We start from the raw sequence: 23,551 nt of genomic DNA on the forward strand, positions 1-23,551 counted from the left end.
ACTTATTTTTTAGAATTTTCAGGGTTTTACATACTGTTCAATCTTCTGTTTTCAAGGTGCTTCGTGTTGTCTTCTTTCTTAACAGCAACTCATTTATCATATCACAGTGCTTCTGTTCTGTCAACACTTTTTTTATTTTATTTTTTCACTGCTTTTCGACAGCTGGTATATAGTAACACATCTTTATTTCTATGTCAACTACTTTTTCCACTGCCTAAAAGTAAAAAATAATCACTTGGAAATGAGCGGAGAAAGAGGGATTTGAACCCTCGCGCCGGTTGCCCGACCTACACCCTTAGCAGGGGCGCCTCTTCGGCCTCTTGAGTATTTCTCCGTAGTTCATAATTTCCTTATGATTGGTCTGTCAAGTAAAAACTTTTCCAGACGCATTGACAATTATACAAGATATAATTCGACTTGTCAACCTATTTTTTGATTTATTTCTTCCTGTATTTTGTCATGTACCATTTCCGCTATCTGGATGGTTTTCATCTTCTGATAATCCTCCGAATAAAGCGGTTTTAAGAAGCAAACCTGCACGGTTTGTTTTCTGGAAGAGTTCTCATCAAAGGGTTTAAAACAATCAATCAGTGCAACCGGCACAATGGGACATTTGGCATTTACGGCACTTTTAAAGGTTCCTCCCTTAAATGCCAGCAGCTTATTTCCTTCACGGCTACGGGTTCCCTCTGGGAAGATTACAAAGTTCTTTCCCATTTTTACCTTTTCCGCCATCTTAGTTATGATTTCCATAGAAGCCCTGATGTCCTGGCGATCTATGGAAAAGCCATCTAATGCCTTGATTACCTGCTTTACTAAAATAAGTCTGGCGGCTTCTTTCTTTACAACTATACTAAAAGATTTGGGACAAGCTTCCATAAGAGCCAGTACATCAAATAATCCCTGATGGTTGGGAAACAGGATAAAACCATTTTCAGCGGGCAGATTCTCAACTCCCTGAACCTCTACCTTAATGCGCCCTGTTTTATTTACCGTTTTCACTACATGACGGAGATAATCATAGCACTGCTCATCGGTGTGAGTATCTTTAGGAAGGCCCATCCTCCATATACGGTAAAACCATACGGGAACACGAAAAAGATTTCTTACTACCATATAAAAGATACGATTCATATTTTTAATCCTCCCTGTATCTTTCTATGGCTGTTTCATATAAATTGTTTCCTTTGCTGTCTATGACAACTACCACTGGAAAGTCTTTGATTTCCAGACGCCTTATGGCCTCTGTTCCTAAATCTTCATATGCAATTACTTCTGAGGATAGGATGCATTTAGAAAGAAGAGCTCCGGCCCCTCCCACCGCCGCAAAATAAACGGACTCGTTTCTTACAATGGCCTCTATGACTTCTTTGCTTCTTTTCCCTTTTCCTATCATTCCCCCCATTCCCATATCCAGAAGAAGGGGAGTGTACTTATCCATGCGGCTGGCTGTGGTCGGTCCGGCGGAACCGATGGGGCGTCCTTCCCTGGCTGGAGATGGTCCCATATAATAGATCATGTTTCCTTCTATATCAAAGGGAAGACTTCCCTTTTGGTCCAAAGCTTCTTTCATTCTTTTATGAGCGGCGTCCCGGGCAGTATAAATGGTCCCAGTCAGATAAACATAATCCCCTGCTTTTAAGCTCTTTGCATCTTCCCCGCTGATCGGTACCTTTATGTGATGATCCATGGTTTCCTCCATTCTTTGCTCCAATCATTATATGACCCTGTGTGCATGCCGGTTTACATGGCAACAGATATTAACTGCCACAGGCAGTCCGGCTATGTGAGTCGGATAGGTTTCAATATTTACGGCCAAGGCGGTGATCCTTCCTCCCAGACCTCCGGGCCCGATTCCAAGCTTGTTGATTTTCTCAAGCATCTCTGCTTCTAAGTCTTTTACATAGGGAATAGAGGATCGTTTCTCAATATCCCTGGTCAATGCCTGCTTGGCTAACTGGGCACATTTTTCAAACGTTCCGCCGATCCCTACTCCAACCACCATGGGAGGACATGCATTTGGTCCGGCTTCCTTAACGGCAGTTAATATGGAATCCTTGATCCCTTCCAATCCATCCGCGGGCTTTAACATGAATATGCGGCTCATGTTTTCACTTCCAAACCCTTTGGGAGCAACTGTAATATCTATCTGATCTCCGCTCACAACTTCATAATGGATGACTGCAGGGGTATTATCTTTTGTGTTTACCCGCTCCACCGGCTCCACGACAGACTTTCTTAAATACCCTTCTACATACCCTTCTCTAACTCCCTGATTGATTGCATCGGTAAGGTTTCCGCCTTCTATATGAACGTCCTGCCCTATCTTTACAAATATCACTGCCATCCCAGTATCCTGGCAAATGGGGATCATATCTTCTCCCGCTATTTTTAAGTTTTCCTTCAGCTGGCCGAGCACCTGTCTGCCAAGGGGTGAAGTTTCTTCATCCACCGCCTTAAGAAATACCCTCTCCATATCACTTGACAGCACATGGTTGGCTTCAATGCACATTTCTTTTACGTTCTTCGTTATTTCTTCAATTTTAACCGTTCTGATCATACATTCCTCCAGATTTGCAGGCACCTTTGTTTTATTTCATCATAAATGATTCTTATTGTGAAATCAAGTTCAAACACAAAATAAGGCAGGGGATGCTTTAATTATCATTCCCTGCCTTATTTAATAGAAGTCTCATTCACTGAAAGGTTCAGCCAACAGCTGATTTCCTTCATAAAGAAAATCATGCTTTAGAATCAAAACGATTCCTGATTAGTTTTTCCTGAATATCTTTTATCGTGATCTCTTCCATTCGTCTTCTGCAAAGCTCATTTAAATCCCCATAAATTTCATCCATGACTCCTGACATTCCGGAAGCAATCATACAGGGGGTATCTACATTTCCAGATTTCCAGGAAGAAGATACAAAGGTAACATCCAAAGCATCACAAATGCTTCTTAAATTTACTTCTGAGGAATCTTTGCCAAAATGATAGCCGCCCTCCAGCCCTTCCTTCGTTGTGATTATTCCGGCTTTTTTTAATTTTGCCATCACCTTTCTTACCCGGGCAGGATTGGTGCATACATTGGAAGCCAGTTCCTCACTGGAAATGGTGACCTTCCTCTGGTTTAAATAAACTACTCCATGAACCGCTACTGCAAACTCACTTGTCATATGAATCCCCTATTTCATAGATATAATTTTCCAGCAAAATCAAACAGTCAAACATAGTGCCGATGATGCTTAGAAAATCAGCCGTCCGACGTACCACTTGGCGAATCGAACTTCCTTGATCTGTAATTGATATAGTTTCAGTTTATATTTTATCAATTTGAAGGATCATTGTCAAGCGTACTTCCTTACCTTCATGGAATTAAACGGTTTTTGGATAATCCAATGTTTACCATCAGATCTTTCAACTGCTCGATCGCCTGGTTTTCATCATTACCAGTGGCTGTTATTGTTACCCGTTCTTCCTGTTTGACTGCTAATCTCATAATTGCAAGAGGATTTTTTAGGTCAGCTTCCATCTCTTCTTTTTTTAATAAAATAAGAGAAGTAAACTTCCTGGCTGCTGCAGCCATATCTGCTGCCGGCCTGGCATGTATCCCCATAGCATCCTGAACTATAAATTCAAACTGCTTCACAAAGCACCTCCTGTTAAGCCAGATCCTCACCGCCCGATGCAATCACTTTTTTCATCCATGCATAACTGTCCTTTTTGATTCTTTTTCCTGTTCCATTTCCATAATCGTCATAATCTACATAAATAAAACCATAACGTTTGCTCATTTCGCAGGAAGAGCAGGAAATAATATCGATCGGGCCCCATGCATAATAGCCTCTTAGGTCTACCCCGTCGCGAATGGCTTCCTTCATCTGTTCAATATGGGCCCGGAGATAGTCCACTCTGTAAGAATCATGAATTTCTCCATTTTCTACTTCATCGTAGTAACCTACTCCATTTTCAGTTATATAAATAGGCTTTTGATATCTGTCATAAAATTCATTTAATAAGATCCTGAGCCCAATGGGATCGATGGTCCATCCCCACGGGTTTGCCGGCAGCTGCTTATTCCTGTATGCCTCATTTCCCTTCTCATAACTCTCCTTTGAACATATCTGAGTATAATAATATGAAAATGAGAAAAAGTCAGCCGTATTTTTTAAATCCTCTTCATCACTGTCTTCAAATGTAAGCTTAATATTCCAATCCTCGAAGAAACGGTAGGCATAGCCGGGATAATATCCCCGAAGCAATACATCGGCAAAAAAATACTCCATTTGATTATGTTTCAATGTGGCTAACACATCCTCGGACTTGCATGTGGCAGCATACTCCGGCCCGCCACACAGCATCATGCCGATCTGCATTTCAGGATGTTTATCATGCGCATATTTTGTGGCCCTGGCACATGCCACCATCTCATGGTGGACTGCCTGATATTTTGCAGAACGGAGATCATCAACCGTGTCTTCCGGGATTCCAAGGTGATTAAAGGACTCATGACCGATCAAATTAATTTGATTGACAATAATCCAGTACTTCACCTTACCTGCATACCGGTCGAATACTGTTTTGCAATACTTAACGAAAAAATCAATGGTCTCTCTGGAATACCAGCCTTTATATGCAGTGGTTAAGTGAAGAGGCATCTCATAATGAGAAATGGTGATCATTGGCTCCATACCGTTTTTAATGATCTCATCAAATAATTTATCATAAAATTCAAGCCCCTTCTCATTTGGCTGGCTATCATCTCCGTTTGGATAGATTCTGGCCCAGTTTATGGAAGTTCTGAAAGTTTTAAATCCCAGATCAGACAGCATTTTTAAATCCTCAGGATAGGTATGGTAAAAATCAATGCCTCTCCTTTTGGGAAAATTTTTATCATTGCTTTGTAAGGCTTCCTCTATATACGATCTGGTTATTTCCCCATTGGAACGCTTTTCAATGGGAAGATCTTTTTGAAACTCGTTAATATCTGCCAGGCATAGGCCTTTGCCATCCAGGTCATAAGCACCCTCCAGCTGATTTGCCGCTACAGCACCTCCCCACATAAAATTTGATGGGAAACCTTTTGGTACTCTCTTCATGATGTTCTCCCTTCCTTCCCGATCTTATGAATCTATTCCTGAAGTTCCAAGCGTTTCAAACGCTTTTCCCAACTTTCAAATACTTTGATCATTTGCTTAGCAATATTGATTTCACTGTATATGGTCATTAACGTATCCTGTGCATGGGCGAAAATCAATGAATACTCAGTTTTTTCTCCTCTTGTTTCTCCCTGAATGGCATCTGTCTGGATCCGGTGTGCCTCAGTAATCTTTTTCTGCGCATCCTTCATTTTTTCATTGGCTATAATAAAATCCTGATCGGCAATGGCTGTTAATGCTTCTTTGCACAGTAAACGTGCATCTCCCGCATTCATAATAATGCTCATTGCAGATTCTAGTGTTTTTTCATCCATGTTTTATCACCCTTCTTATTCCTTATTTCTTTTCCTCTGCTTTTTTCTCTGCTTCTGTCTCCTGACTGTCATAGATACGGAAAAAAGGATACCATATTACAGTTGAGATCAATGCACAGGCAGCCATTAAAATAATGCCTTTGATACTTCCTGTTGTCAGCCATGTGGAAATAGGAAATGGACAATACCACATATCAAACACCCTGGTAGGAATCGGTGCAAATGGAATTACCTTTGTAAAAATCCATACTACCGTAGGAAGTACGATTCCCATCAGCCACATGGGAATCATCATAATTGGATTCCATGCAATGCATCCGAATACGACCGGCTCGTTAATATTAAAAATTGCAGGTACGAAACAGGCACGTCCCAATGCTCTCAATTTATTGCTCTTTGCAAATATGAGCATAATAACTAACGGCAATGTGCATCCGATTCCGCCGATCCATAAATAAGCAGAGTATACCGTTGGATCAGTGACCAGGTTCAATGTCTCATGAGTAGCCGTTCCGGCCGCTGCCATGGTAACATTGGCAGTAATAGCCATGAGCATCGCCGGCTTGTAAACGGGTGTAAGAACCCAGCTTGAAATTCCCAGGGAATATAAAAAACAAACAAGGGAAAGAGAAAGTACAAATCCCCAGGGAGTCTGCATAACATTGGAGATTGGCATAAATAATGACAGTAAAATATTATAAAGATCAATCCCAAGCAAATCCACCAAAATCCAAAGAGAACAAACGATGATGCCAGCCGGTAACATTAAATCAAACCAGGCCCTTACAAAATCAGGTATCACGGAATCCTCTTTAAAAAATGAAAACTTTCCGAAGATCCCCATAATAAAACCTGTAAAAGCACCTGCTGTAATCGCTACAAACATACCTCCGGCTCCTAAAGATGCATGCTGAAACCCAGCTTGGCCATCCCTTATCACCTGAGGAGAAATAATAATTAAAAATGCTACTACACCGGAAAGCGCTGCAATTATTCTCTGCCTGCGCAGACGCTTTTTTTCCATTAAGTTAAATGGTATTAAAAATGCCACAAATAATGATAGCAACCCCATAGTCCAGCCAAACGGTGTCCAGAAATTTGGCCACCAGTCCCAGCCAAAAACTTCTCCAGGGACTGTTAAAAAGCAGAATATTGATCCTAACAAAATAAATGGAAGCACCTGCATAATAGAATCTTTTAAAGTGGTAACCCATACATTGTTATTAATTTTGTTCATCTTTGGTGCGAAACTATGCTCTAACCAATGAATTAACTGTTTCATCTTTCTCCTCCTCCTTATTCACTCAGCCCATTTCACTCAGCAAATGCTCCAAAGCCATGTCACCATTTAATGTGGAATAGTACTCCGGCTTCATTAAGATGACCTTAACAGACTTTCCACCTGTGTATTCTTCAATTTCATCCATAATATAAGCCAGATGAGGTCCTACCATAAGGGCATCAATTTCATCAATATAGTTTTCGATTTCACTTTCTCCTCTGGCCTTAATATTTATCTCCATTTTTTTGGCAGCCGCTGCCTTTCTTATATTAGCTGCCATAAAGCCGGAGCTTGCACCAGATCCGCAAACCAGTAAAACATTTAACATAAATAAAATCCTCCTTTATCTGTATAATAAGATTTATGAGATCATGAAAACATCATTTTGCTTTCACAATGTATTTGATGTATTCATTATGACTTTTTTCCACTTATAATTCCACCAGACATTTGCACATGGAGCGTGCAAAACTTTGGTGGAAAAATCCTTTCCAGACTCTTATAATAGACAGAAGGAGGATTTTACTATGGGGCCAAAACTATTAAAATTGATTCGTATTATGCTGATGCACACAAACGAAATGACTGCTTCTGCTTTAGCTGCTGAAATGGGGGTATCGGAGCGAAGTATAAAAAATTATATTTCAGAGATCAATGACAACCATCCTCAGACCATCCTCTCTTCCAGGAAGGGGTATACGATAAAAGCAGAGGCCGGAAGAAAAATATTAAATGACTCCGGCACTCACATCCCCCAGTCTTCCCAGGAAAGAATGGTTTATATTATCAACCTTTTGATCAAACAGGAAGCCGGCATTGACGCATACGACTTGTGTGATACCATATACATCAGCTACTCCACTTTAAAAAATGAACTGGGAGCTGTAAAAAAGAAGCTGAACCAGTTTGATTTAAAGCTTTTGAATCAAAAGGACAACTTGTCCATTGAAGGACTGGAGAAGAACAAACGCCGTTTGCTCAGTTCTATTTTATACGATGAGTCCAACATTAACTTTGTAAGCTTAAAAACAATTCAGCATGTTTTTCCTGATATTGAAATTGAATATATAAAAAATACATTGCTGAATATTTTTGATAAATACCAATATTTTGTTAACGACTATTCTCTGATCAATATTGTACTGCACATTACCATAGCCATTGACAGAATCAAAAATCACAACATCAATACTCAGGATGTTCAGGAACTGGCTCAGATCAGGCATCATGAATATGAACTGGCAAGCCAGGTCACGAAAGAATTGGAAAATCATTTTCATATCACATATAGTGAGGCGGAAATTTATGAGCTTGCCCTGCTGCTGATTTCCAGAGCCACCACCATTGATTATAAAAGCATAACCACTGCAAATCTGGAGGACTTTATCGGCAAGGAATGCTTTGACCTGGTGGAAGAGATGATCCAGTCAGTGAATGCTTATTACTATATTGATTTATCGGAACCTGAATTTCTGATTCGATTTGCCATTCATATTAGAAACTTACTTCAAAGATCAAAGAACCAGCAGTTTTCAAAAAATCCTTTAACGGAAGAAATCAAAACTTCCTGTCCTTTAATTTATGATGTATCCGTATACTTATCCGGAATCATCAAAGACCGTACGGGGATCATCATAAATGATGATGAAATAGCCTATATCACTTTTCACCTGGGGAGTACCCTGGAAGCACAAAAGAGTCTTAATAAAAAAGTAACTGCTATCTTATACTGCCCTAACTATTATGATTTAAATATACGTCTGACAGATACCATCAATCAGCACTTTTCCTGTGAAATGCTGATAACCAACATCATAACGGATGATTCGGCTTTAGAACAGGTTCCTAAATGCGACTTTATTATGCCTACGGTACCTCTTCATGGCTTTTATGGGGTGGATATCGTTCATATCGGAATGTTTTTCACGGATAAGGATATTTCTGTGATCAGAAATAAAATTACATCCGTAAGAATCAATAAAAGGAAAGCAACCTTTAAAAATTATCTGGAGCTGTTAATTATCCCTGAATTCTTTGAAAGAAGAAATGACTTAAAAACAGAGGGGGATGCAATCGAATATCTGGCCGGTAAAATGCATCGGCTAGGTTATGTAAACGAGACCTTCCGGGAAGATATCTATATGCGTGAAAAACTTTCTTCCACTGCTTTTCATGATTTTGCAATTCCCCATGCAATGAAAATGCATGCAGAAAAGACAGGGCTGAATATATTGATTTCAGACTCTCCAGTCTCATGGAATGGAAAACCCGTTTACTTAATTATCATGATGTGCTTTAACAAGAATGACCGCTACATTTTTAATGAAATCTTTGAGCCTCTCACCATGATGCTCACAGACAGGGAGTTTATTAAAAAACTGATTCAGGTCAAAGACCATGAAACCTTCATTCAAATGCTGACTGATAACCTGGAAGTAACTTTCTAGTACAGAATTTCATAAAAGCTCATAAAAAAAGTTGCCCAGGCTTCTTAAGCTGGACAACTTTTTTATGGATTATCTAAAATTATGTTTCCTTTATCCGGACAATTACACTTTTTATTACTTTATCATCCATTTCTAAAATGGAATAATAATTCTTTTCATCCTCCAATTCCAATGGAAGCTGAGATTTCTTGGGAATATAACCAAGTATTTCTATCAGATATCCTGACAATGTATCACAGGAACTTTCTATTTCTTCATGAAGCACCCCATCCAAATCATACAGGGATATGCTTCCCACCGCTTTATAAACATGCGGTTCCATTTCAATCAGCTCCGGCTCCCAATCATCATATTCATCCGGGATATCTCCTACAATTTCTTCTATCAAATCCTCCATGGTAATAAGACCGGAAACTCCTCCGTACTCATCCACCAGGATGGCCATTTTGGTTTTACTTTTTTTCATTTCCAGAAATAAATCATCTGTCTTTTTATTTTCCGGTATAAAAAAAGGCTTCTGCATGACGGTTCGGATATCAATACCCGCCTGATCATACTTATTCATATTAATGATAAAATCCTTCATGGATAAAATACCGATAATATTATCAATTTCTTCTTCATAGACCGGAATTCTGGAATGTCTGCTGTCCAGTATCTCATTAAGGACCAGTTCCATGGGATTCTTGATATCCACTGCCACCATATCCTGTCTGGGAGTCATGATTTCTCTGGCTCTTTTATCATCAAAGAGAAAAATAGAAGTAATCATATCCTCTTCGATTTTATTGAACACTCCGCTTTCCCGACCCAGCTGGAGCATAGAACGAATTTCTTCCTCAGAAATTTCTTCCTCCAAATTGTCCGTCTTCATGCCAAGAAGCTTTAATATTCCATTGGTTGACACAGAAAGAAGCTTAATGAATGGGGCCATGACTTTTGATACACCGTAAATAGGACGTACTGCGAATAAGCTGAACCATTCCGCTTTTTGCAATGCAATCCGTTTAGGCACCAATTCTCCAAATACCAGGTTAAAATAAGACAGGATAATGGTTACTGTCACCATGGCAATACTACGGCTGTAGGGGATTCCCAAAGCCAGCATCTTATCACCAAGGATCTGTGATATTCCTGTCGCAGCCGATGCACTGGAAAAGAAACCGGCAAAGGTTATGGCTACCTGGATGGTTGAAAGAAAACCGGTTGAATCCTCGGAAAGCTTCTGAATCAGAGCCGCCTTCTTATTTCCGCTGTCAGCCAGCATCCGGATCCTGTTTTTGTTGACTGATACAACAGCCATTTCCGCTCCCGCGAAGAATGCATTCATTAAGGTCAAAGCAATTAATAATAATATCTGTGCGGCTATCTGCGCCGCGCCTGGGTCACTGTCCAAGCTGGTATTCCTCCTTTTTTTAGGACATATTTTGTCCATGCAGGGTTTTCCTGCTAAATTTCAATAAGGAAAAGACTTTGGATGCAGTAAAATTATTTTTTCTGCATTCAAAGTCCTTTACTGAATTATTGATAGTAAACATTATAATATAAAAAATTAAATATTACAATATCATTCGTGTTAAAATTTTATTCCTCTTCAGGAGCCTCATCCGTTTCGGTGATTACCTCCAATATTTCTTCATCCTGGAGATCCAATTCTTCCAGGCCTTCTCCGTCGGACTTGCTTCCGTCATCCCGTACCTTGGCAATGCTGGCAACTTTGATATCAGACTCCTGGTCAATGTTCATTAACTTCACTCCGGACGTATTTCTGCCTATCACAGAGATATCATTGACAGAAATGCGGATCACGATGCCTTCCGTTGTGATCAGAAGGAGGTCATGATCATCCTCAACCAGCTTGGCTCCTACGATATCTCCGGTCTTCTCTGTGATTTTATAACAAAGAACACCCTTTCCGCCTCTTCTTTGAGGAGTAAATTCTTCAATAGGAGTACGCTTGCCCATACCGTTAGCAGAAACAATCAAAAGCTTCGGTCCCTGGGACTCTTTCTGCATGCCAACGACCTTATCATCATCATTAAGCTTCATACCGATAACACCCATGGATACACGGCCTGTGATACGGACATCCTTTTCATGGAACCGGATGCACTGGCCCTTTTTCGTTACCAGGAAAATATCCTTTGTATCGTCGGTTGCCTTAACTTCAATCAATTCATCATTTTCCCGAAGGACAATGGCCTGAAGACCGTTCTTACGGACATTTGCATATTCCATCATCGGTGTTTTCTTTACCATTCCGTTTTTGGTTGCCATGAATAGGAACTTATCATCGTCGTATTCCTTCATAGGAATGATAGCTGTAATACTCTCACCTGGAAGCATCTGCAGAAGGTTTACAATTGCGGTTCCTCTGGAGGTTCTGCTTCCTTCCGGAATCATATAGGTTTTTAACCGGTAAACACGGCCTGTATTGGTAAAGAACATCAGATAATGATGGGTTGTTGTCATCATCAGGTCCTCGATGTAATCCTGGTCGATGGTCTGCATTCCCTTGATTCCCCTGTCGCCCCGGTTCTGGTTCTTGAAGTTGTCAATCGACATCCTCTTAATGTATCCCAGTTTCGTCATGGCGACGATGGTGCTTTCATCGGGAATCAAGTCTTCCATGGACATATCGTATTCATCAAAGCCGATGGAGGTTCTTCTGTCATCTCCGTACTTTGCAGAAATGATGGATATTTCCTCCTTGATCACTGCTAAAAGCTTTTTCTCATCAGCAAGGATGGCTTTTAATTCTGCTATCCTGGCTTCCAGCTCCCTGAATTCGTTCTCAAGCTTTTCTCTTTCCAGACCGGTAAGAGCTCTCAAACGCATATCCACAATTGCCTGAGACTGGACATCGCTTAAGCCGAAACGGCTCATAAGTTCTGCCTTGGCTGCCTGGACATTTGCCGAACCGCGGATGATCCTGATGACTTCATCAATATTATCCAGGGCAATGAGCAAGCCTTGCAAAATGTGGGCTCTTTCTTCTGCTTTATTTAAATCGTAACGGATTCTTCTGGTAACTACTTCCTTCTGATGGTCCAGATAATAATTTAACATCTGAAGAATGTTTAACACTTTTGGTTCCAAAACACCGGAACTGTTTTTCACAAGTGCAATCATGATCACGCCAAAGGTATCCTGAAGCTGGGTATGCTTGATCAGCTGATTAAGTATGACATTGGCATTGGCATCACGGCGGAGCTCAACACAGATCCTCATACCGGAACGGTCGGACTCATCCCGTAAGTCGGTAATGCCGTCTATCTTTTTGTCCTTCACAAGCTCTGCAATTTTTTCAATAAGGCGGGCTTTATTGACCATGTATGGAAGCTCGGTTACAATAATCCGGCTTTTCCCGTTTGCCATAGACTCAATATCGCTGACAGCCCTGACACGGATTTTTCCTCTACCTGTGCGGTATGCTTCTTCAATTCCCCGTTTTCCGAGGATGGTTGCTCCGGTTGGGAAGTCAGGTCCTTTGATGATTTCCAGGATTTCTTCCATGGTGGTTTCTCTGTTTTCTTCCACCTGGTTATCAATAATATGAACGACCGCATTTATGACCTCTCTTAAGTTGTGAGGTGGGATGTTGGTAGCCATACCAACGGCAATGCCTGAGGTACCATTTACCAGAAGATTGGGATAACGGGCCGGAAGGACATCCGGTTCCCTCTCTGTCTCGTCAAAGTTGGGGCTGTAATCAACGGTATCCTTGTTGATATCCGCAAGCATCTCCATGGAAATCTTACTTAAGCGGGCTTCCGTATATCGCATGGCAGCCGCGCCGTCTCCATCCACGGAACCGAAGTTTCCATGACCATCCACCAACGGATATCTGGTAGACCACTCCTGTGCCAGATTCACCAGCGCTCCGTAAATGGAGCTGTCGCCATGAGGATGGTATTTACCCATGGTATCACCGACGATACGGGCACATTTACGGTGTGGTTTATCCGGACCGTTGTTGAGCTCGATCATGGAATACAAAACTCTACGCTGAACAGGTTTTAAACCGTCTCTTACATCAGGCAGGGCTCTGGAAACAATGACGCTCATGGCATAATCGATATACGATTTTTCCATGGTCTTTTTTAGGTCCACATCATGAACTTTATCAAAGATATTTGGTTCCATTTTATTTCCTCCAATTAAACATCAAGATTCTGTACATATTTGGCGTTGGCTTCGATAAATTCACGTCTTGGCTCTACCTGATCGCCCATTAAGGTTGTAAAGGTTAAATCCATTTCGGATGTGGTGTCCTCATTCATGATGACACGCAGAAGGACTCTTCGTTCCGGGTCCATGGTGGTTTCCCAAAGCTGTTCTGCGTCCATCTCTCCAAGACCTTTATAACGCTGGATCTTATTGTTATTGTCACGGCCGATTTCTTTCAGGATGGAATTAAGCTCTTCATCGCTGTAGGCATACCATACCTTTTTATTTTTTTCCACCTTGTATAAAGGAGGCTGTGCCAGATATACATAGCCCTCCCGGATAAGCTCCGGCATGAAGCGGTATAAAAAGGTGAGCAGCAAGGTGCTGATATGGGCACCATCCACGTCGGCATCGGTCATGATGATAATTTTATGATACCTTAATTTGCTTAAGTCAAAGTCCTCATGGATTCCTGATCCAAAGGCCGTAATCATGGCCCTTATTTCCGCATTGGCATAAATCCTGTCAAGCCTTGCCTTTTCCACATTAAGGATTTTTCCTCGCAGGGGAAGGATGGCCTGAGTGTTTCTGGAACGGGCCGTCTTTGCAGAGCCACCGGCACTGTCTCCCTCGACGATGTAGATCTCGCAGTTTTCCGGATTTTTATCGGAACAGTCCGCAAGCTTACCAGGAAGGGCCATCCCCTCAAGGGCGGTCTTTCTCCTGGTCAAATCCCTGGCCTTTCTGGCTGCGGCTCTTGCCCGCTGGGCCAGGATGGATTTATCACAGATGGTTTTTGAAAGACTTGGATTCTGCTCTAAATAATAGGTGAACTGTTCTCTTAAGAGGTTATCCACCGCTCCCCTTGCCTCACTGTTTCCTAATTTCTGCTTCGTCTGGCCCTCAAACTGAGGCTCTTCGATCTTAACGCTTATAATAGCTGTCAGACCTTCTCTGATATCCTCACCGGATAAGTTGGTTTCATTTTCCTTTAACAGCTTATTCTTTCTGGCATAATCATTTAAGGTGGTTGTCAGGGCACTCTTAAAGCCTGCCAGATGGGTTCCTCCCTCTGGAGTATTGATGTTATTGACAAAACTGTAAATATTCTCTGTATAGGAATCATTGTGCTGCATGGCGACCTCAACATAGACACCATCCTTTGTTCCTTCACAATAAAACACCTGATCATAGAGAGGGGTTTTTCCCTTGTTTAAATAAGTGATAAACTCCTTGATGCCCCCTTCATAATGGAACACGTGCTCATGTTTATCCTCTCTCTCATCTTTCAGGATAATCTTTAAATTTTTGGTTAAAAATGCGGTTTCACGGAGACGGATCTTTAAAGTATCATAATCAAAGATCGTTTCTTCAAAAATATCTTTATCTGGAAGGAAGGTAACCTTTGTTCCATGCTCATCCGGGCCGCAATCTCCTATGACCTTTAATGGATACATGGTCTTTCCCTTTTCATAACGCTGTTTATAGATCTTTCCTTCCTGGCGGATTTCCACCTCAAGCCACTGGGAAAGAGCATTTACTACAGAAGCGCCTACGCCGTGAAGGCCGCCGGAAACTTTGTATCCTCCGCCGCCGAATTTGCCGCCGGCATGGAGGATGGTAAAGGCCACCTCTACCGCCGGAATCCCGGCCTTTTTCTGGATACCTACGGGGATCCCTCGTCCGTCATCCACGACTGTAACGGAATTGTCAGAATGGACAAACACCTCTATGCTGTCGCAATATCCTGCCAGAGCCTCATCCACCGCATTGTCCACGATCTCGTAAACCAGATGATGAAGTCCCCTTGTGGATGTACTGCCGATATACATACCAGGTCTTTTTCTTACTGCTTCAAGACCCTCTAATATCTGGATTTGATCTGCACCATATTCTTGACTCATATTTGCACGCTTCCTCCTGAATTAATTTTCACTGCCTACGGTACCGCTTACCACCCTGAATATCTTATCTACGGGAAACCGATTTCTTACAAATTCTTCCAGCCCCGTACAGGTGATCACGGTCTGTATATGATTGATTCCTGCAAGTAATTGATTTTGTCTGCTGCTGTCCAGCTCTGATAATACGTCATCCAGCAAAAGGATGGGATAATCATATACTGTTTTTTCTACCAGTTCTATTTCTGCAAGCTTTAAGGACAAAGCCGCTGTCCTCTGCTGCCCCTGGGAACCAAACCGGCGAATGTCGATTCCGTTGATGATGAAACTTAAATCATCCCGGTGGGGACCGGTAAGCGTCGTTTTCTGCTTGATATCCTGCTGCCTGCTTCGCCTTATGACATCTTCAAACGCCTCCGCCTCTACATTTGGTTCATAAAGGATGCGCAGAGTTTCCTTTTCCCCGGAAAGATTCCCGTGGATGGGTCCTATGATTCCATCCAGCTGTTCTATAAATTCTTTCCGGTAACTAATCATTTCCCTCCCATATTGGACCAGCTGCATATCCCATATGTCAAGGGTTTCTTCGTAATCAGGCCGGAAAGCCATATCTTTCAACAGTTTATTGCGCTGCGTCACAATCCGGTTATACTGCACAAGGGAATGGACGTAAAGCTTATTTAGTTGACATAATTCTAAATCAACGAACCTGCGCCTTTCAGCAGGCCCGTTTTTTATGAGATTTAAGTCCTCTGGAGAAAAAAATACAACGTTGACGATTCCAAACAACTCACTGGCCTTCCTTATGGGAACGCCATTTACTGCCACGCCTTTGGCTTTATTCTTCTTCAAATGCATGTCAATCCGGTATGGAATATCTTTCTTTCTGATGTTTAGCTTGATATGCGACTCATCCCGGTCAAATTGTATGATTTCCTTATCCTTGCTCCCTCTGTGGGATTTTGTCGTAGCACAGACATAGATTGCTTCTAAGACATTTGTTTTCCCCTGGGCATTGTCCCCATAGAGTATATTGGTTCCATGACTGAAATCCATATGTAATTCATCATAGTTGCGGTAATTCTTAAGCTCTATCGATTCAATGATCATGGATGGTGTTATTTCCTCCTATTGTCCATTCCTTTTGGACATAAAGGTATGGGCATTACTCTATTTTAATGGTATTGCCATCAAAAGTAACTACGTCTCCGGCTCTTAATTTCTTTCCTCTCTGGTATTCAGGCTGGCCGTTGACCTGTACAAGGCCATCCTCAATGACAAATTTGGCGTCAACCCCTGATCCAACCATACCGGCCGCCTTTAAGGCCTGTCCCAGCTTGATGTATTCATCCCTTAACTTGATTGTCTCCATAGTATCCTCTCTATTGCCCATGCTTATTGGGCATAAATGGCTGCTCCTATCTTTCCTTTATCATATACGGACAGTTTAAACAGCTGCCGCATTAAAGTTGACAGGAAGGATCAGGTAAATATATTTGCCCTCTTCATCCCGGATAAAGCAGGGGGATTTGGGATTCAGCATGTAAATGGTTACTTCTTCGTCATCAATAATTCTTAAGGCATCGATCAGGAACTTTGGATTAAAGCCGATCATGATGTCACTACCTGTTTTATGAATCGGAACCTGGGCATTCATTGAACCAAAGCTGGAATTCATCTTAAGCTCCATTTCCTGATCTTCAATATTCATGATCAGGGGCTTTTTATCATTTTCCCTTACCAGGATGGTTGCCCGGTCAAGACAGTCCAAAAGCTCTCTTTTATTCACTGCGGTCTTTGTCTCATAATCGCTGGATAGCATCTGATCAATCCGGAAATATTCTCCTTCAATTAAACGGGATACAACGATGGTATCGTCAAATTCGAATAAAATGTGGTTGGTGCTGAAGAATATAAGCACTTCCTTTTCATTGTCTCCGCCAAGGATTTTGCTGACTTCATTTAAAGTCTTGCCAGGAACAATGACTTTTATATCATGATAAGTATCTTTTAATTCAATATTTCGGATAGAAATCCTGTGACCATCCAGAGAAACCACCTTTAACTGGTTTCCTGATACCTGGAAAAGCTCTCCGGTCATCATTTTATTGCTGTCATTGGGGGCAATGGAGAAAATAGTCTGGCGGATCACTTCCTTTAATGAGAACTGGGAAAGACAGATATAATGATCCCGTTCAATATACGGAAGATAAGCAAATTCCTCCCCATCCCGTCCCTGGATATGGAATACGGAGTTTTCACAGGAAATAGTGGTGGTAAGCTTTTCATCGCTTTCAATGGTAACAAGGGAATCTCCTGCAGAAGAGAGCTTTCTTACGATCTCTGAAAGCAGCTTTGCTTCAAGGGCGATTTTTCCTCTTTCCAGGATGGTTCCTTCTACCTTTGTTTCTATTCCCAGTTCCATATCATTGGCGGTCAGTTTGATTTCTGATCCGCTGGCATCGATGAAGATGCATTCCAGGATGGACATGGTTGTTTTACTGGGAACTGCTTTCAGTACAATATTAATGCCGTTTAGGATCGCATCCTGTTTAAATGTCAGTTTCATAATTGTTGATAACTCCTTTGCTCTAGAAATTGCAATAAATAGATGGATGATATAGTTAAATTCCGTCGTATTAGTAGTAGGGGCTGTGGGTTTGTGTATAAGCCTTGATAACCTATATAAAGGTTGATGTTTCCATGTTCATAACAGTGTGAATAACGTCCACAAAATCGAAGGAAAACTTCAAGGTTATCCACAAGCAGATGAGAAACGATTTAAGGCTCTTAATTGTCCACAGGGAATTAACATCTAATACACACCTTATTGTGGACTAATCTTCTTTTTAAGAATTTCAATGGTGTTATTTAAAGTATCGTTTTTGTTCATCTCTGCGGTAATCTTTTCTATCCCATGGATGATGGTGGTATGGTCCCTTCCTCCCAGGTATTTTCCAATCATCTGCAAGGGGGTTCCAACCATGTCGCGGCAGAGGTACATAACAATCTGACGTGGATAAACGATTTCCTTGTTCCTTTTCTGGGAAGAGATATCAAGAGGAGTAATGCCGTAATGATCTGCAACCACCTGTATGACAAGTTCCGGCGTGACTTCACGCTTGTCGTTGGGGGAGATAATGTCCTTTAATGCTTCTTCCGCCAGTTCTACGGTGATCTCCTTATTATCAAGGCGGGAGAGAGCTACGATTTTTGTCAGGGCGCCTTCCAGTTCCCGGATGTTGGATTTGATGTTGGTTGCTATGTATTTAATGACTTCATTGTCAATGTTATAGCCTTCCATTTCTTCCTTTTTCCTGAGGATGGCCATCCTGGTCTCATAATCAGGGGACTGTATGTCCACGGTTAAGCCCCATTCAAACCGGGAACGGAGCCGTTCCTCCAAGGTTTCGATTTCCTTAGGCGGTTTATCAGAGGAAATGATAATCTGCTTTTTTGCCTCGTATAAGGCGTTGAAGGTATGGAAGAATTCCTCCTGGGTACTTTCCTTACCAATGATAAACTGGATATCATCGATCAGCAGAACGTCATTGTTTCTGTATTTCTCACGGAATTCAGTAGGAGAGAAGTTGTTTTTATTACGGATCGCATCGATCAGCTCATTGGTGAATTTCTCACTGGTCACGTAGAGAACCTTTGCAGCCTGATTATTCTTTAAGATAAAATGGCCGATGGAATGCATTAAGTGAGTCTTTCCAAGACCCACGCCTCCGTATATGAACAGAGGGTTATAAATTTCACCTGGAGATTCTGCAACAGCCAAAGAGGCGGCATGAGCCAGGTTATTGTTGGCACCTACCACAAAGGTATCGAAGGTGTATTTCGGATTTAAATTTGCGGTTATGATGGCAGACTGGCTGACCGGATTTATGGTATTGGTAATAAGAGTGTTGCCCGCAGGGGCCGTCGTGGCCTCTTTTGGAAGTTGATTTTCAACAACAAAATCAACGCTGCACTCAAATCCAGTCACTTCTTCTATGGTGATCTTTAGAAGAAACCCGTATTTTTTGCGGATGTATCCCAAGAATTCCACATCCGGTACCGTGACAATGACTTTTTCGCCGTTTACAGAATAAACTTTTAGCGGAAGAAGCCAAGTTTTAAAAGACACGTCCGTAATTTCGTGCTCTTCTTTTAAATTAAATAAGATATCATCCCATTTTTCCTTTAACTTTTCTAACATTGTATGTCTCCTACATTTATAAAAATGCAAATATGCGCATTTACCCAATCTACAGTTCATTCTATACTATTTTGAAATAATTTTCAATGATAATAGAAAAAAATTGTGGATAAGTGTGTGCAGAGGATGTGTATTGCATGTGAATGATATGTTGATAATCATCCAGAGAGAGAGTTGTCCACAAAAAAGGCATATTTGGTAAGTTCTGTTATTCACATCCCGGGAGCGTGGAATTTATATGGGCTGAAAGGACAGGCCTGTGAATAAAACAACAATTATCAAGATAATATCCATAGAGTTTTCCACAAGTTATCCCCATAATGTTGATAAGTTTATGTAAATTAACAAAATGGGCGAAAATTTACTGACGCGGATTGACGGATAAAAGCTTTCTATAATATAATGCACATGTAACCAGATGCATTGTATCTTTATAAAAGAACAGTAGCACAGGAGGTAAAAAAATGAATATTGAGAACAGAACCCGTAGCCTGGTACTGGCAGCCGTATTTGTTGCCATTATCGTCATCATGGCGTTTACGCCCTTTGGGTACATTCCACTGGGATTTATGAACGCTACCATCATTCATGTTCCGGTCATAATTGGAGCCATTATTCTTGGACCAAAATATGGCGGATGTTTGGGAATGGTATTCGGACTGACTAGTCTGTGGAAAAATACCTACATGCCCAATCCCACTTCCTTTGTATTTTCTCCTTTTATTAAAGTAGGAGAGTACGGCGGGAATATAGGAAGCCTGATCATTTGTATGGTTCCCAGGATTCTAGTGGGAATCGCAGCCTATTATGTGTACCGGGCTGTATTAAAAGCTTTGGGCGATAAAAGCACAAAGAGGACCATTGCTTTGGCGGCCGCAGGAGTGGCAGGATCATTAACCAATACTTTATTGGTAATGAATCTGATTTACTTATTTTTCGGAAAAGAATATGGACAGGCGGCAAAGGGACTGACGGAAGGAATTTATTCCGTAATTATCGGAATTATATGCATCAACGGAATTCCGGAGGCGATTGTGGCAGGAATACTTACTGTGGCGGTCACTCAGGCGTTATTTAAGGCCATGAAAGGATAATCACTGATAAAACTAAGCCATTGCTCCATGTATTTGAGGAGCAATGGCTTTTACTATTATGCCGTGATTTATAGAAACGTTTTTATTTGTCTGATATCTGCATGTGCATTGAATCGTCTTAGATCCAATATATTCCCCTTTATATCTGTTATGATCTTTAAGTCTTTTCCGGCTTCAAAAACTTGTTTTCCGTCAACAAAGGCTTCTGACCGGGTACCTGTATTTTTAATTTTAAATACATGATTTCCCCATACCTGTTCATAGAGACTTTCATGTCCGCCAGTAGTTCCCCAGTAAATCTTATGGTGTTCCATATGAATCCCGTACATTCGTGCTGCATACTCCATGACGGAAAGCATGGCAGGACCATAGGAATCCTGTATTCCTTCTAAGGATGGTTTCCCGGTGAAAGGATCATATTGCTGTACAAAAATGCATGTTTCTCCAATTGCGCCAAACAGCTTTTCTCCCAGATATGGGATCAGATGATCATAGCCATAATTCTCAAGAGCACGGATCGCACGCTGAAATGTGAGCGCTTCCGATTGGCCGCTCCAGTCATTGGTGGGAATATTACGAAATAGAGGATCATTCACCGCAATGGATGGAAGTGGCATGTAAGTCCAGAATTCTTCCGGATTCAGCAGATGCCGTGTAATAAAATGGTCGGCCATGTGCTGGGTCAGGCTGTTCCAGTGCATGGCTCTTAAATTGTTATGGGTCATAATATTCATAACATTGTGATGCCGGTCACGGTCAAAGCAGGCACCTTTTGCTTCATCCCACAGATAATTTTCTATTTTTTTCTGAACGGATAATGCTTTTTTTAACCAGAATTCAGCTTTATTTTCATTTCCCAGTATTCTGCAAATTTTTGATAAAATTTCCCTTGAGGAATAAGAAAAGCTCATAATATCCATGGAGGCCATGGGAACGATCTGGCAGTTTTTTGGGGGAATTTCTTTACTCCAGGAATCCGGTGCATCTCCGTACCGGAGGGCATGATCTTCTCCGGTATCGTATTTGCACCAGCTTTCCAGACAGCCATCCCCATCAGAATCCCTTACATTCCATAAATATGTGTCGAATTTTTCTAAAGTGGTATAAAGAAGATTTAAATATTCAGGGTCTTTTCCTATTAAATAATACATGTTAAGAGCAGAAGAGGGAAAGCAGAATCCCTGAAATTTATTGAACTGGGGGGTGATTTTTCCATCAATAAAAGCAATGCTTCCAGGTAATCGGCCATCCTCCCGTTGATTTTCCATGAACAAAAGATGGTTATTCAGTCCGGCTTCCATATTTCTTTTTGCGTACATTTCTCCGCCCATGGGCTGAGTTTCCAGCCATATTTTTTCGTAGCCTCCGCCTTCGATCAGTACAAGCCTGGAATCGAAGTGCTTTAAATTATTCATTGTTTTTCTTTCGGCTGAATCCATGAGCTTTTGCAAAAGTTCATAAGAAGTCTGAAATGATACACTTGTTTGTATATTCACATTTTGCCTCCAAAGGTCAGGTGCGAGATGTTATTGAAACAGGAGAAGCCAAGCGGTTTCTCCTGTTGATTAAGTTTTATTATTTTATGATAAGCCTTTGTATTAGATCAAAAAGATCTGCAGCACCCTGGTCTACGGTTGTACTGCCATAGGCAACGTTCTGTCCAATAAGATGTAATTCATTTATGAATTCCTGATCATTTGGAAGATTGGGACCCTGGGGAATGGAACGGTCGCTGATTGCATCATAAATTGCATAGACAGCTGCGTCAACTGGTGTGGACTTTTCGGAGATTGCTTCACGCACAACAGGAGAGCTGGGAATCCCCCGGTTGGTGCCAAGAATCTCACCGGCTTCGGGGCTTGACACAAAGTAATTAATAAAAAGGGCCGCTGCTTCCGGATTCGGGCTGTTCTTGTTGACTCCAAGATACTGGCTCATTTGGATCGCGTATGCCTTTTCGCCGCCTGCCGGAAGTGTGGTCGCTCCCAGCTGGTCAGTCATTGCCGCCTGATAGCCGGCCACCTGATTGCTCCATATCATTCCGATCGCAGCTTTTCCTGCTACAAGGGCAGAACTGTCAGCGCCTGTTTCTGCATAGGTTGCGGTTGTATCGGCGTCAGGTATCAGGCCCTCTGCCCGTAAATCAGCCCATAGCTGAATCCACTTTTTAGAAGTTTCCAATGTCATATAGCTTTTGCCGCCCTGGTCAGAGGTCCATAATGGAGTTCCTTCCTGCTGGCAATAGTAGCTAAAATAGTTGGCTTGATTGGTACTGTTATCAACAAAGGGGAACACACTATCCGGAAGCTTGGATTTTAGTTCCTTTCCGTAGGCAATCAGTTCATCCCAGGTTAAATTGTAATCGGGGACAGAAGCGCCAACGGATTCGAGCAATGTTTTGTTATAGGCGAGAACAAGCGTGTTGGTTCCAAGGCTGACAGCATAAAGATTTCCATCCTGGGTACCGGCATTAAGGGCTACCTGGTCAAACTGCTCGGCAGTATTGATCAAAAGCTGTTTCCCGAGAAAGTCATTAAGAGGTGTAAGATACTGTATGTAATCCGGATAATTGCCTCCGAATTGGATCAGGTCAGGAGCATTATTACCCTGAAGCTGGGTATCAATGATCTGGAAGTGATCGGCTGTACCGCCGTTAGGTTCACCTGTAACTTTGATATCGGGATAGGCGGCCATGAAGCGGTCTATCACCTGATTGGTGATGGAAGCCCGTTCATCATTACCCCACCAGCTAAAGCGCAGTTCAGCCGCTCCACCGGTATATGGTGGAAGGCCTTTTGTATCTGCCGGTTCGCTTTCTGATTTTTGTGATTCTGTGGCCGCAGTAGTGGATGCTGCAGTGGTCGCAGCTTCTGTTGTTTGCTGAACGGCCTTGGAACTGCATCCCCATAAGGAAAGGACTGTGCAGGCGGCTAACAGCAGTTGAATCGATTTTTTCATAGGATTCTCCTTTTCATGTTACTTG

20 protein-coding genes and 1 tRNA gene are annotated in these 23,551 nt (G+C 41.8%); 2 read left to right on the plus strand and 19 right to left on the minus strand.

Going from position 1 to position 23,551, the window contains the following annotated elements:
* Positions 1-246: 246 nt before the first annotated feature.
* The 10 genes from RT269_RS03285 to RT269_RS03330 all read right to left on the minus strand — a co-directional run bounded on the left by RT269_RS03285 (position 247) and on the right by RT269_RS03330 (position 7,080).
* Positions 247-334 (minus strand) — tRNA-Ser (locus RT269_RS03285).
* A gap of 86 nt (positions 335-420) precedes the next feature.
* Positions 421-1,134 (minus strand): lysophospholipid acyltransferase family protein, encoded by a 714-nt coding sequence (locus RT269_RS03290; protein WP_313180564.1) that lies wholly within the window; start codon positions 1,132-1,134, stop codon positions 421-423.
* A 4-nt stretch (positions 1,135-1,138) separates the two neighbouring features.
* Entirely contained in the window at positions 1,139-1,690 is a 552-nt protein-coding gene (locus RT269_RS03295) for a Fe-S-containing hydro-lyase (protein WP_313180565.1), read from the minus strand.
* Positions 1,691-1,717: 27 nt separating this feature from the next.
* Positions 1,718-2,560 (minus strand): fumarate hydratase, encoded by an 843-nt coding sequence (locus RT269_RS03300; protein WP_331664009.1) that lies wholly within the window; start codon positions 2,558-2,560, stop codon positions 1,718-1,720.
* 181 nt (positions 2,561-2,741) lie between these two features.
* A complete protein-coding gene (locus RT269_RS03305; protein ID WP_313180566.1) occupies positions 2,742-3,173 on the minus strand; it encodes an RrF2 family transcriptional regulator in 432 nt (143 codons plus the stop codon).
* Positions 3,174-3,364: 191 nt separating this feature from the next.
* A complete protein-coding gene (locus RT269_RS03310; protein WP_313180567.1) occupies positions 3,365-3,646 on the minus strand; it encodes an HPr family phosphocarrier protein in 282 nt (93 codons plus the stop codon).
* Between the two features lie 13 nt (positions 3,647-3,659).
* On the minus strand, positions 3,660-5,096 hold the full coding sequence (locus tag RT269_RS03315) for a glycoside hydrolase family 1 protein (RefSeq protein WP_313180568.1): 1,437 nt from the start codon (positions 5,094-5,096) through the stop codon (positions 3,660-3,662).
* Positions 5,097-5,128: 32 nt separating this feature from the next.
* Positions 5,129-5,470, minus strand: a complete 342-nt coding sequence (locus RT269_RS03320; protein WP_313180569.1) for a PTS lactose/cellobiose transporter subunit IIA — start codon at positions 5,468-5,470, stop codon at positions 5,129-5,131.
* A 22-nt stretch (positions 5,471-5,492) separates the two neighbouring features.
* Complete coding sequence (locus RT269_RS03325) at positions 5,493-6,752, minus strand: PTS sugar transporter subunit IIC (RefSeq protein WP_313180570.1); 1,260 nt, start codon at positions 6,750-6,752, stop codon at positions 5,493-5,495.
* 22 nt (positions 6,753-6,774) lie between these two features.
* Complete coding sequence (locus RT269_RS03330; protein WP_313180571.1) at positions 6,775-7,080, minus strand: PTS sugar transporter subunit IIB; 306 nt, start codon at positions 7,078-7,080, stop codon at positions 6,775-6,777.
* A 199-nt stretch (positions 7,081-7,279) separates the two neighbouring features.
* Here RT269_RS03330 and RT269_RS03335 point away from each other — a divergent pair, with 199 nt between their 5' ends.
* Positions 7,280-9,199 (plus strand): BglG family transcription antiterminator, encoded by a 1,920-nt coding sequence (locus RT269_RS03335; RefSeq protein ID WP_313180572.1) that lies wholly within the window; start codon positions 7,280-7,282, stop codon positions 9,197-9,199.
* 79 nt (positions 9,200-9,278) lie between these two features.
* Here RT269_RS03335 and RT269_RS03340 read toward each other — a convergent pair whose 3' ends face one another.
* From RT269_RS03340 to dnaA, 7 genes are all read right to left on the minus strand, one after another.
* On the minus strand, positions 9,279-10,595 hold the full coding sequence (locus tag RT269_RS03340; protein WP_313180573.1) for a hemolysin family protein: 1,317 nt from the start codon (positions 10,593-10,595) through the stop codon (positions 9,279-9,281).
* A gap of 188 nt (positions 10,596-10,783) precedes the next feature.
* A complete protein-coding gene (gene gyrA, locus RT269_RS03345; RefSeq protein WP_313180574.1) occupies positions 10,784-13,345 on the minus strand; it encodes a DNA gyrase subunit A in 2,562 nt (853 codons plus the stop codon).
* A gap of 14 nt (positions 13,346-13,359) precedes the next feature.
* Positions 13,360-15,273 (minus strand): DNA topoisomerase (ATP-hydrolyzing) subunit B, encoded by a 1,914-nt coding sequence (gyrB, locus tag RT269_RS03350; protein ID WP_313180575.1) that lies wholly within the window; start codon positions 15,271-15,273, stop codon positions 13,360-13,362.
* A 21-nt stretch (positions 15,274-15,294) separates the two neighbouring features.
* On the minus strand, positions 15,295-16,380 hold the full coding sequence (gene recF / locus RT269_RS03355; RefSeq protein WP_313180576.1) for a DNA replication/repair protein RecF: 1,086 nt from the start codon (positions 16,378-16,380) through the stop codon (positions 15,295-15,297).
* 55 nt (positions 16,381-16,435) lie between these two features.
* A complete protein-coding gene (locus tag RT269_RS03360; protein ID WP_313180577.1) occupies positions 16,436-16,642 on the minus strand; it encodes an RNA-binding S4 domain-containing protein in 207 nt (68 codons plus the stop codon).
* 75 nt (positions 16,643-16,717) lie between these two features.
* Positions 16,718-17,839, minus strand: a complete 1,122-nt coding sequence (dnaN, locus tag RT269_RS03365; protein ID WP_313180578.1) for a DNA polymerase III subunit beta — start codon at positions 17,837-17,839, stop codon at positions 16,718-16,720.
* A 258-nt stretch (positions 17,840-18,097) separates the two neighbouring features.
* Positions 18,098-19,474 carry a chromosomal replication initiator protein DnaA gene (dnaA, locus tag RT269_RS03370; RefSeq protein ID WP_313180579.1) on the minus strand — a complete coding sequence of 459 codons (1,377 nt, stop codon included), beginning with the start codon at positions 19,472-19,474 and terminating at the stop codon, positions 18,098-18,100.
* Positions 19,475-19,938: 464 nt separating this feature from the next.
* Between dnaA and RT269_RS03375 the strand changes: the two genes are divergently transcribed.
* The gene (locus tag RT269_RS03375; RefSeq protein WP_313180580.1) at positions 19,939-20,568 is read left to right on the plus strand and encodes an ECF transporter S component; all 630 of its coding nucleotides are present in this window, start codon (positions 19,939-19,941) and stop codon (positions 20,566-20,568) included.
* 68 nt (positions 20,569-20,636) lie between these two features.
* Here RT269_RS03375 and RT269_RS03380 read toward each other — a convergent pair whose 3' ends face one another.
* Positions 20,637-22,064, minus strand: coding sequence for an MGH1-like glycoside hydrolase domain-containing protein (locus tag RT269_RS03380; protein WP_313180581.1), 1,428 nt, complete (start codon positions 22,062-22,064; stop codon positions 20,637-20,639).
* A gap of 79 nt (positions 22,065-22,143) precedes the next feature.
* Positions 22,144-23,526 carry an ABC transporter substrate-binding protein gene (locus RT269_RS03385; RefSeq protein WP_313180582.1) on the minus strand — a complete coding sequence of 461 codons (1,383 nt, stop codon included), beginning with the start codon at positions 23,524-23,526 and terminating at the stop codon, positions 22,144-22,146.
* Positions 23,527-23,551 lie beyond the last annotated feature (25 nt).

This window comes from Lacrimispora sp. (assembly GCF_032078915.1).
Classification (GTDB): Bacteria; Bacillota; Clostridia; order Lachnospirales; family Lachnospiraceae; genus Lacrimispora.

Bases quoted from the DNA above. Each gene is read 5' to 3' on its own strand.
- RT269_RS03330 (WP_313180571.1), bottom strand. From the start codon at position 7,080: ATGTTAAATGTTTTACTGGTTTGCGGATCTGGTGCAAGCTCCGGCTTT.
- RT269_RS03360 (WP_313180577.1), bottom strand. From the start codon at position 16,642: ATGGAGACAATCAAGTTAAGGGATGAATACATCAAGCTGGGACAGGCC.
- dnaN (WP_313180578.1), bottom strand. From the start codon at position 17,839: ATGAAACTGACATTTAAACAGGATGCGATCCTAAACGGCATTAATATT.
- gyrB (WP_313180575.1), bottom strand. From the start codon at position 15,273: ATGAGTCAAGAATATGGTGCAGATCAAATCCAGATATTAGAGGGTCTT.
- RT269_RS03320 (WP_313180569.1), bottom strand. From the start codon at position 5,470: ATGGATGAAAAAACACTAGAATCTGCAATGAGCATTATTATGAATGCG.
- RT269_RS03325 (WP_313180570.1), bottom strand. From the start codon at position 6,752: ATGAAACAGTTAATTCATTGGTTAGAGCATAGTTTCGCACCAAAGATG.
- RT269_RS03385 (WP_313180582.1), bottom strand. From the start codon at position 23,526: ATGAAAAAATCGATTCAACTGCTGTTAGCCGCCTGCACAGTCCTTTCC.
- RT269_RS03290 (WP_313180564.1), bottom strand. From the start codon at position 1,134: ATGAATCGTATCTTTTATATGGTAGTAAGAAATCTTTTTCGTGTTCCC.
- RT269_RS03315 (WP_313180568.1), bottom strand. From the start codon at position 5,096: ATGAAGAGAGTACCAAAAGGTTTCCCATCAAATTTTATGTGGGGAGGT.
- RT269_RS03335 (WP_313180572.1), top strand. From the start codon at position 7,280: ATGGGGCCAAAACTATTAAAATTGATTCGTATTATGCTGATGCACACA.
- RT269_RS03295 (WP_313180565.1), bottom strand. From the start codon at position 1,690: ATGGATCATCACATAAAGGTACCGATCAGCGGGGAAGATGCAAAGAGC.
- RT269_RS03375 (WP_313180580.1), top strand. From the start codon at position 19,939: ATGAATATTGAGAACAGAACCCGTAGCCTGGTACTGGCAGCCGTATTT.
- gyrA (WP_313180574.1), bottom strand. From the start codon at position 13,345: ATGGAACCAAATATCTTTGATAAAGTTCATGATGTGGACCTAAAAAAG.
- recF (WP_313180576.1), bottom strand. From the start codon at position 16,380: ATGATCATTGAATCGATAGAGCTTAAGAATTACCGCAACTATGATGAA.
- dnaA (WP_313180579.1), bottom strand. From the start codon at position 19,474: ATGTTAGAAAAGTTAAAGGAAAAATGGGATGATATCTTATTTAATTTA.
- RT269_RS03300 (WP_331664009.1), bottom strand. From the start codon at position 2,560: ATGATCAGAACGGTTAAAATTGAAGAAATAACGAAGAACGTAAAAGAA.
- RT269_RS03305 (WP_313180566.1), bottom strand. From the start codon at position 3,173: ATGACAAGTGAGTTTGCAGTAGCGGTTCATGGAGTAGTTTATTTAAAC.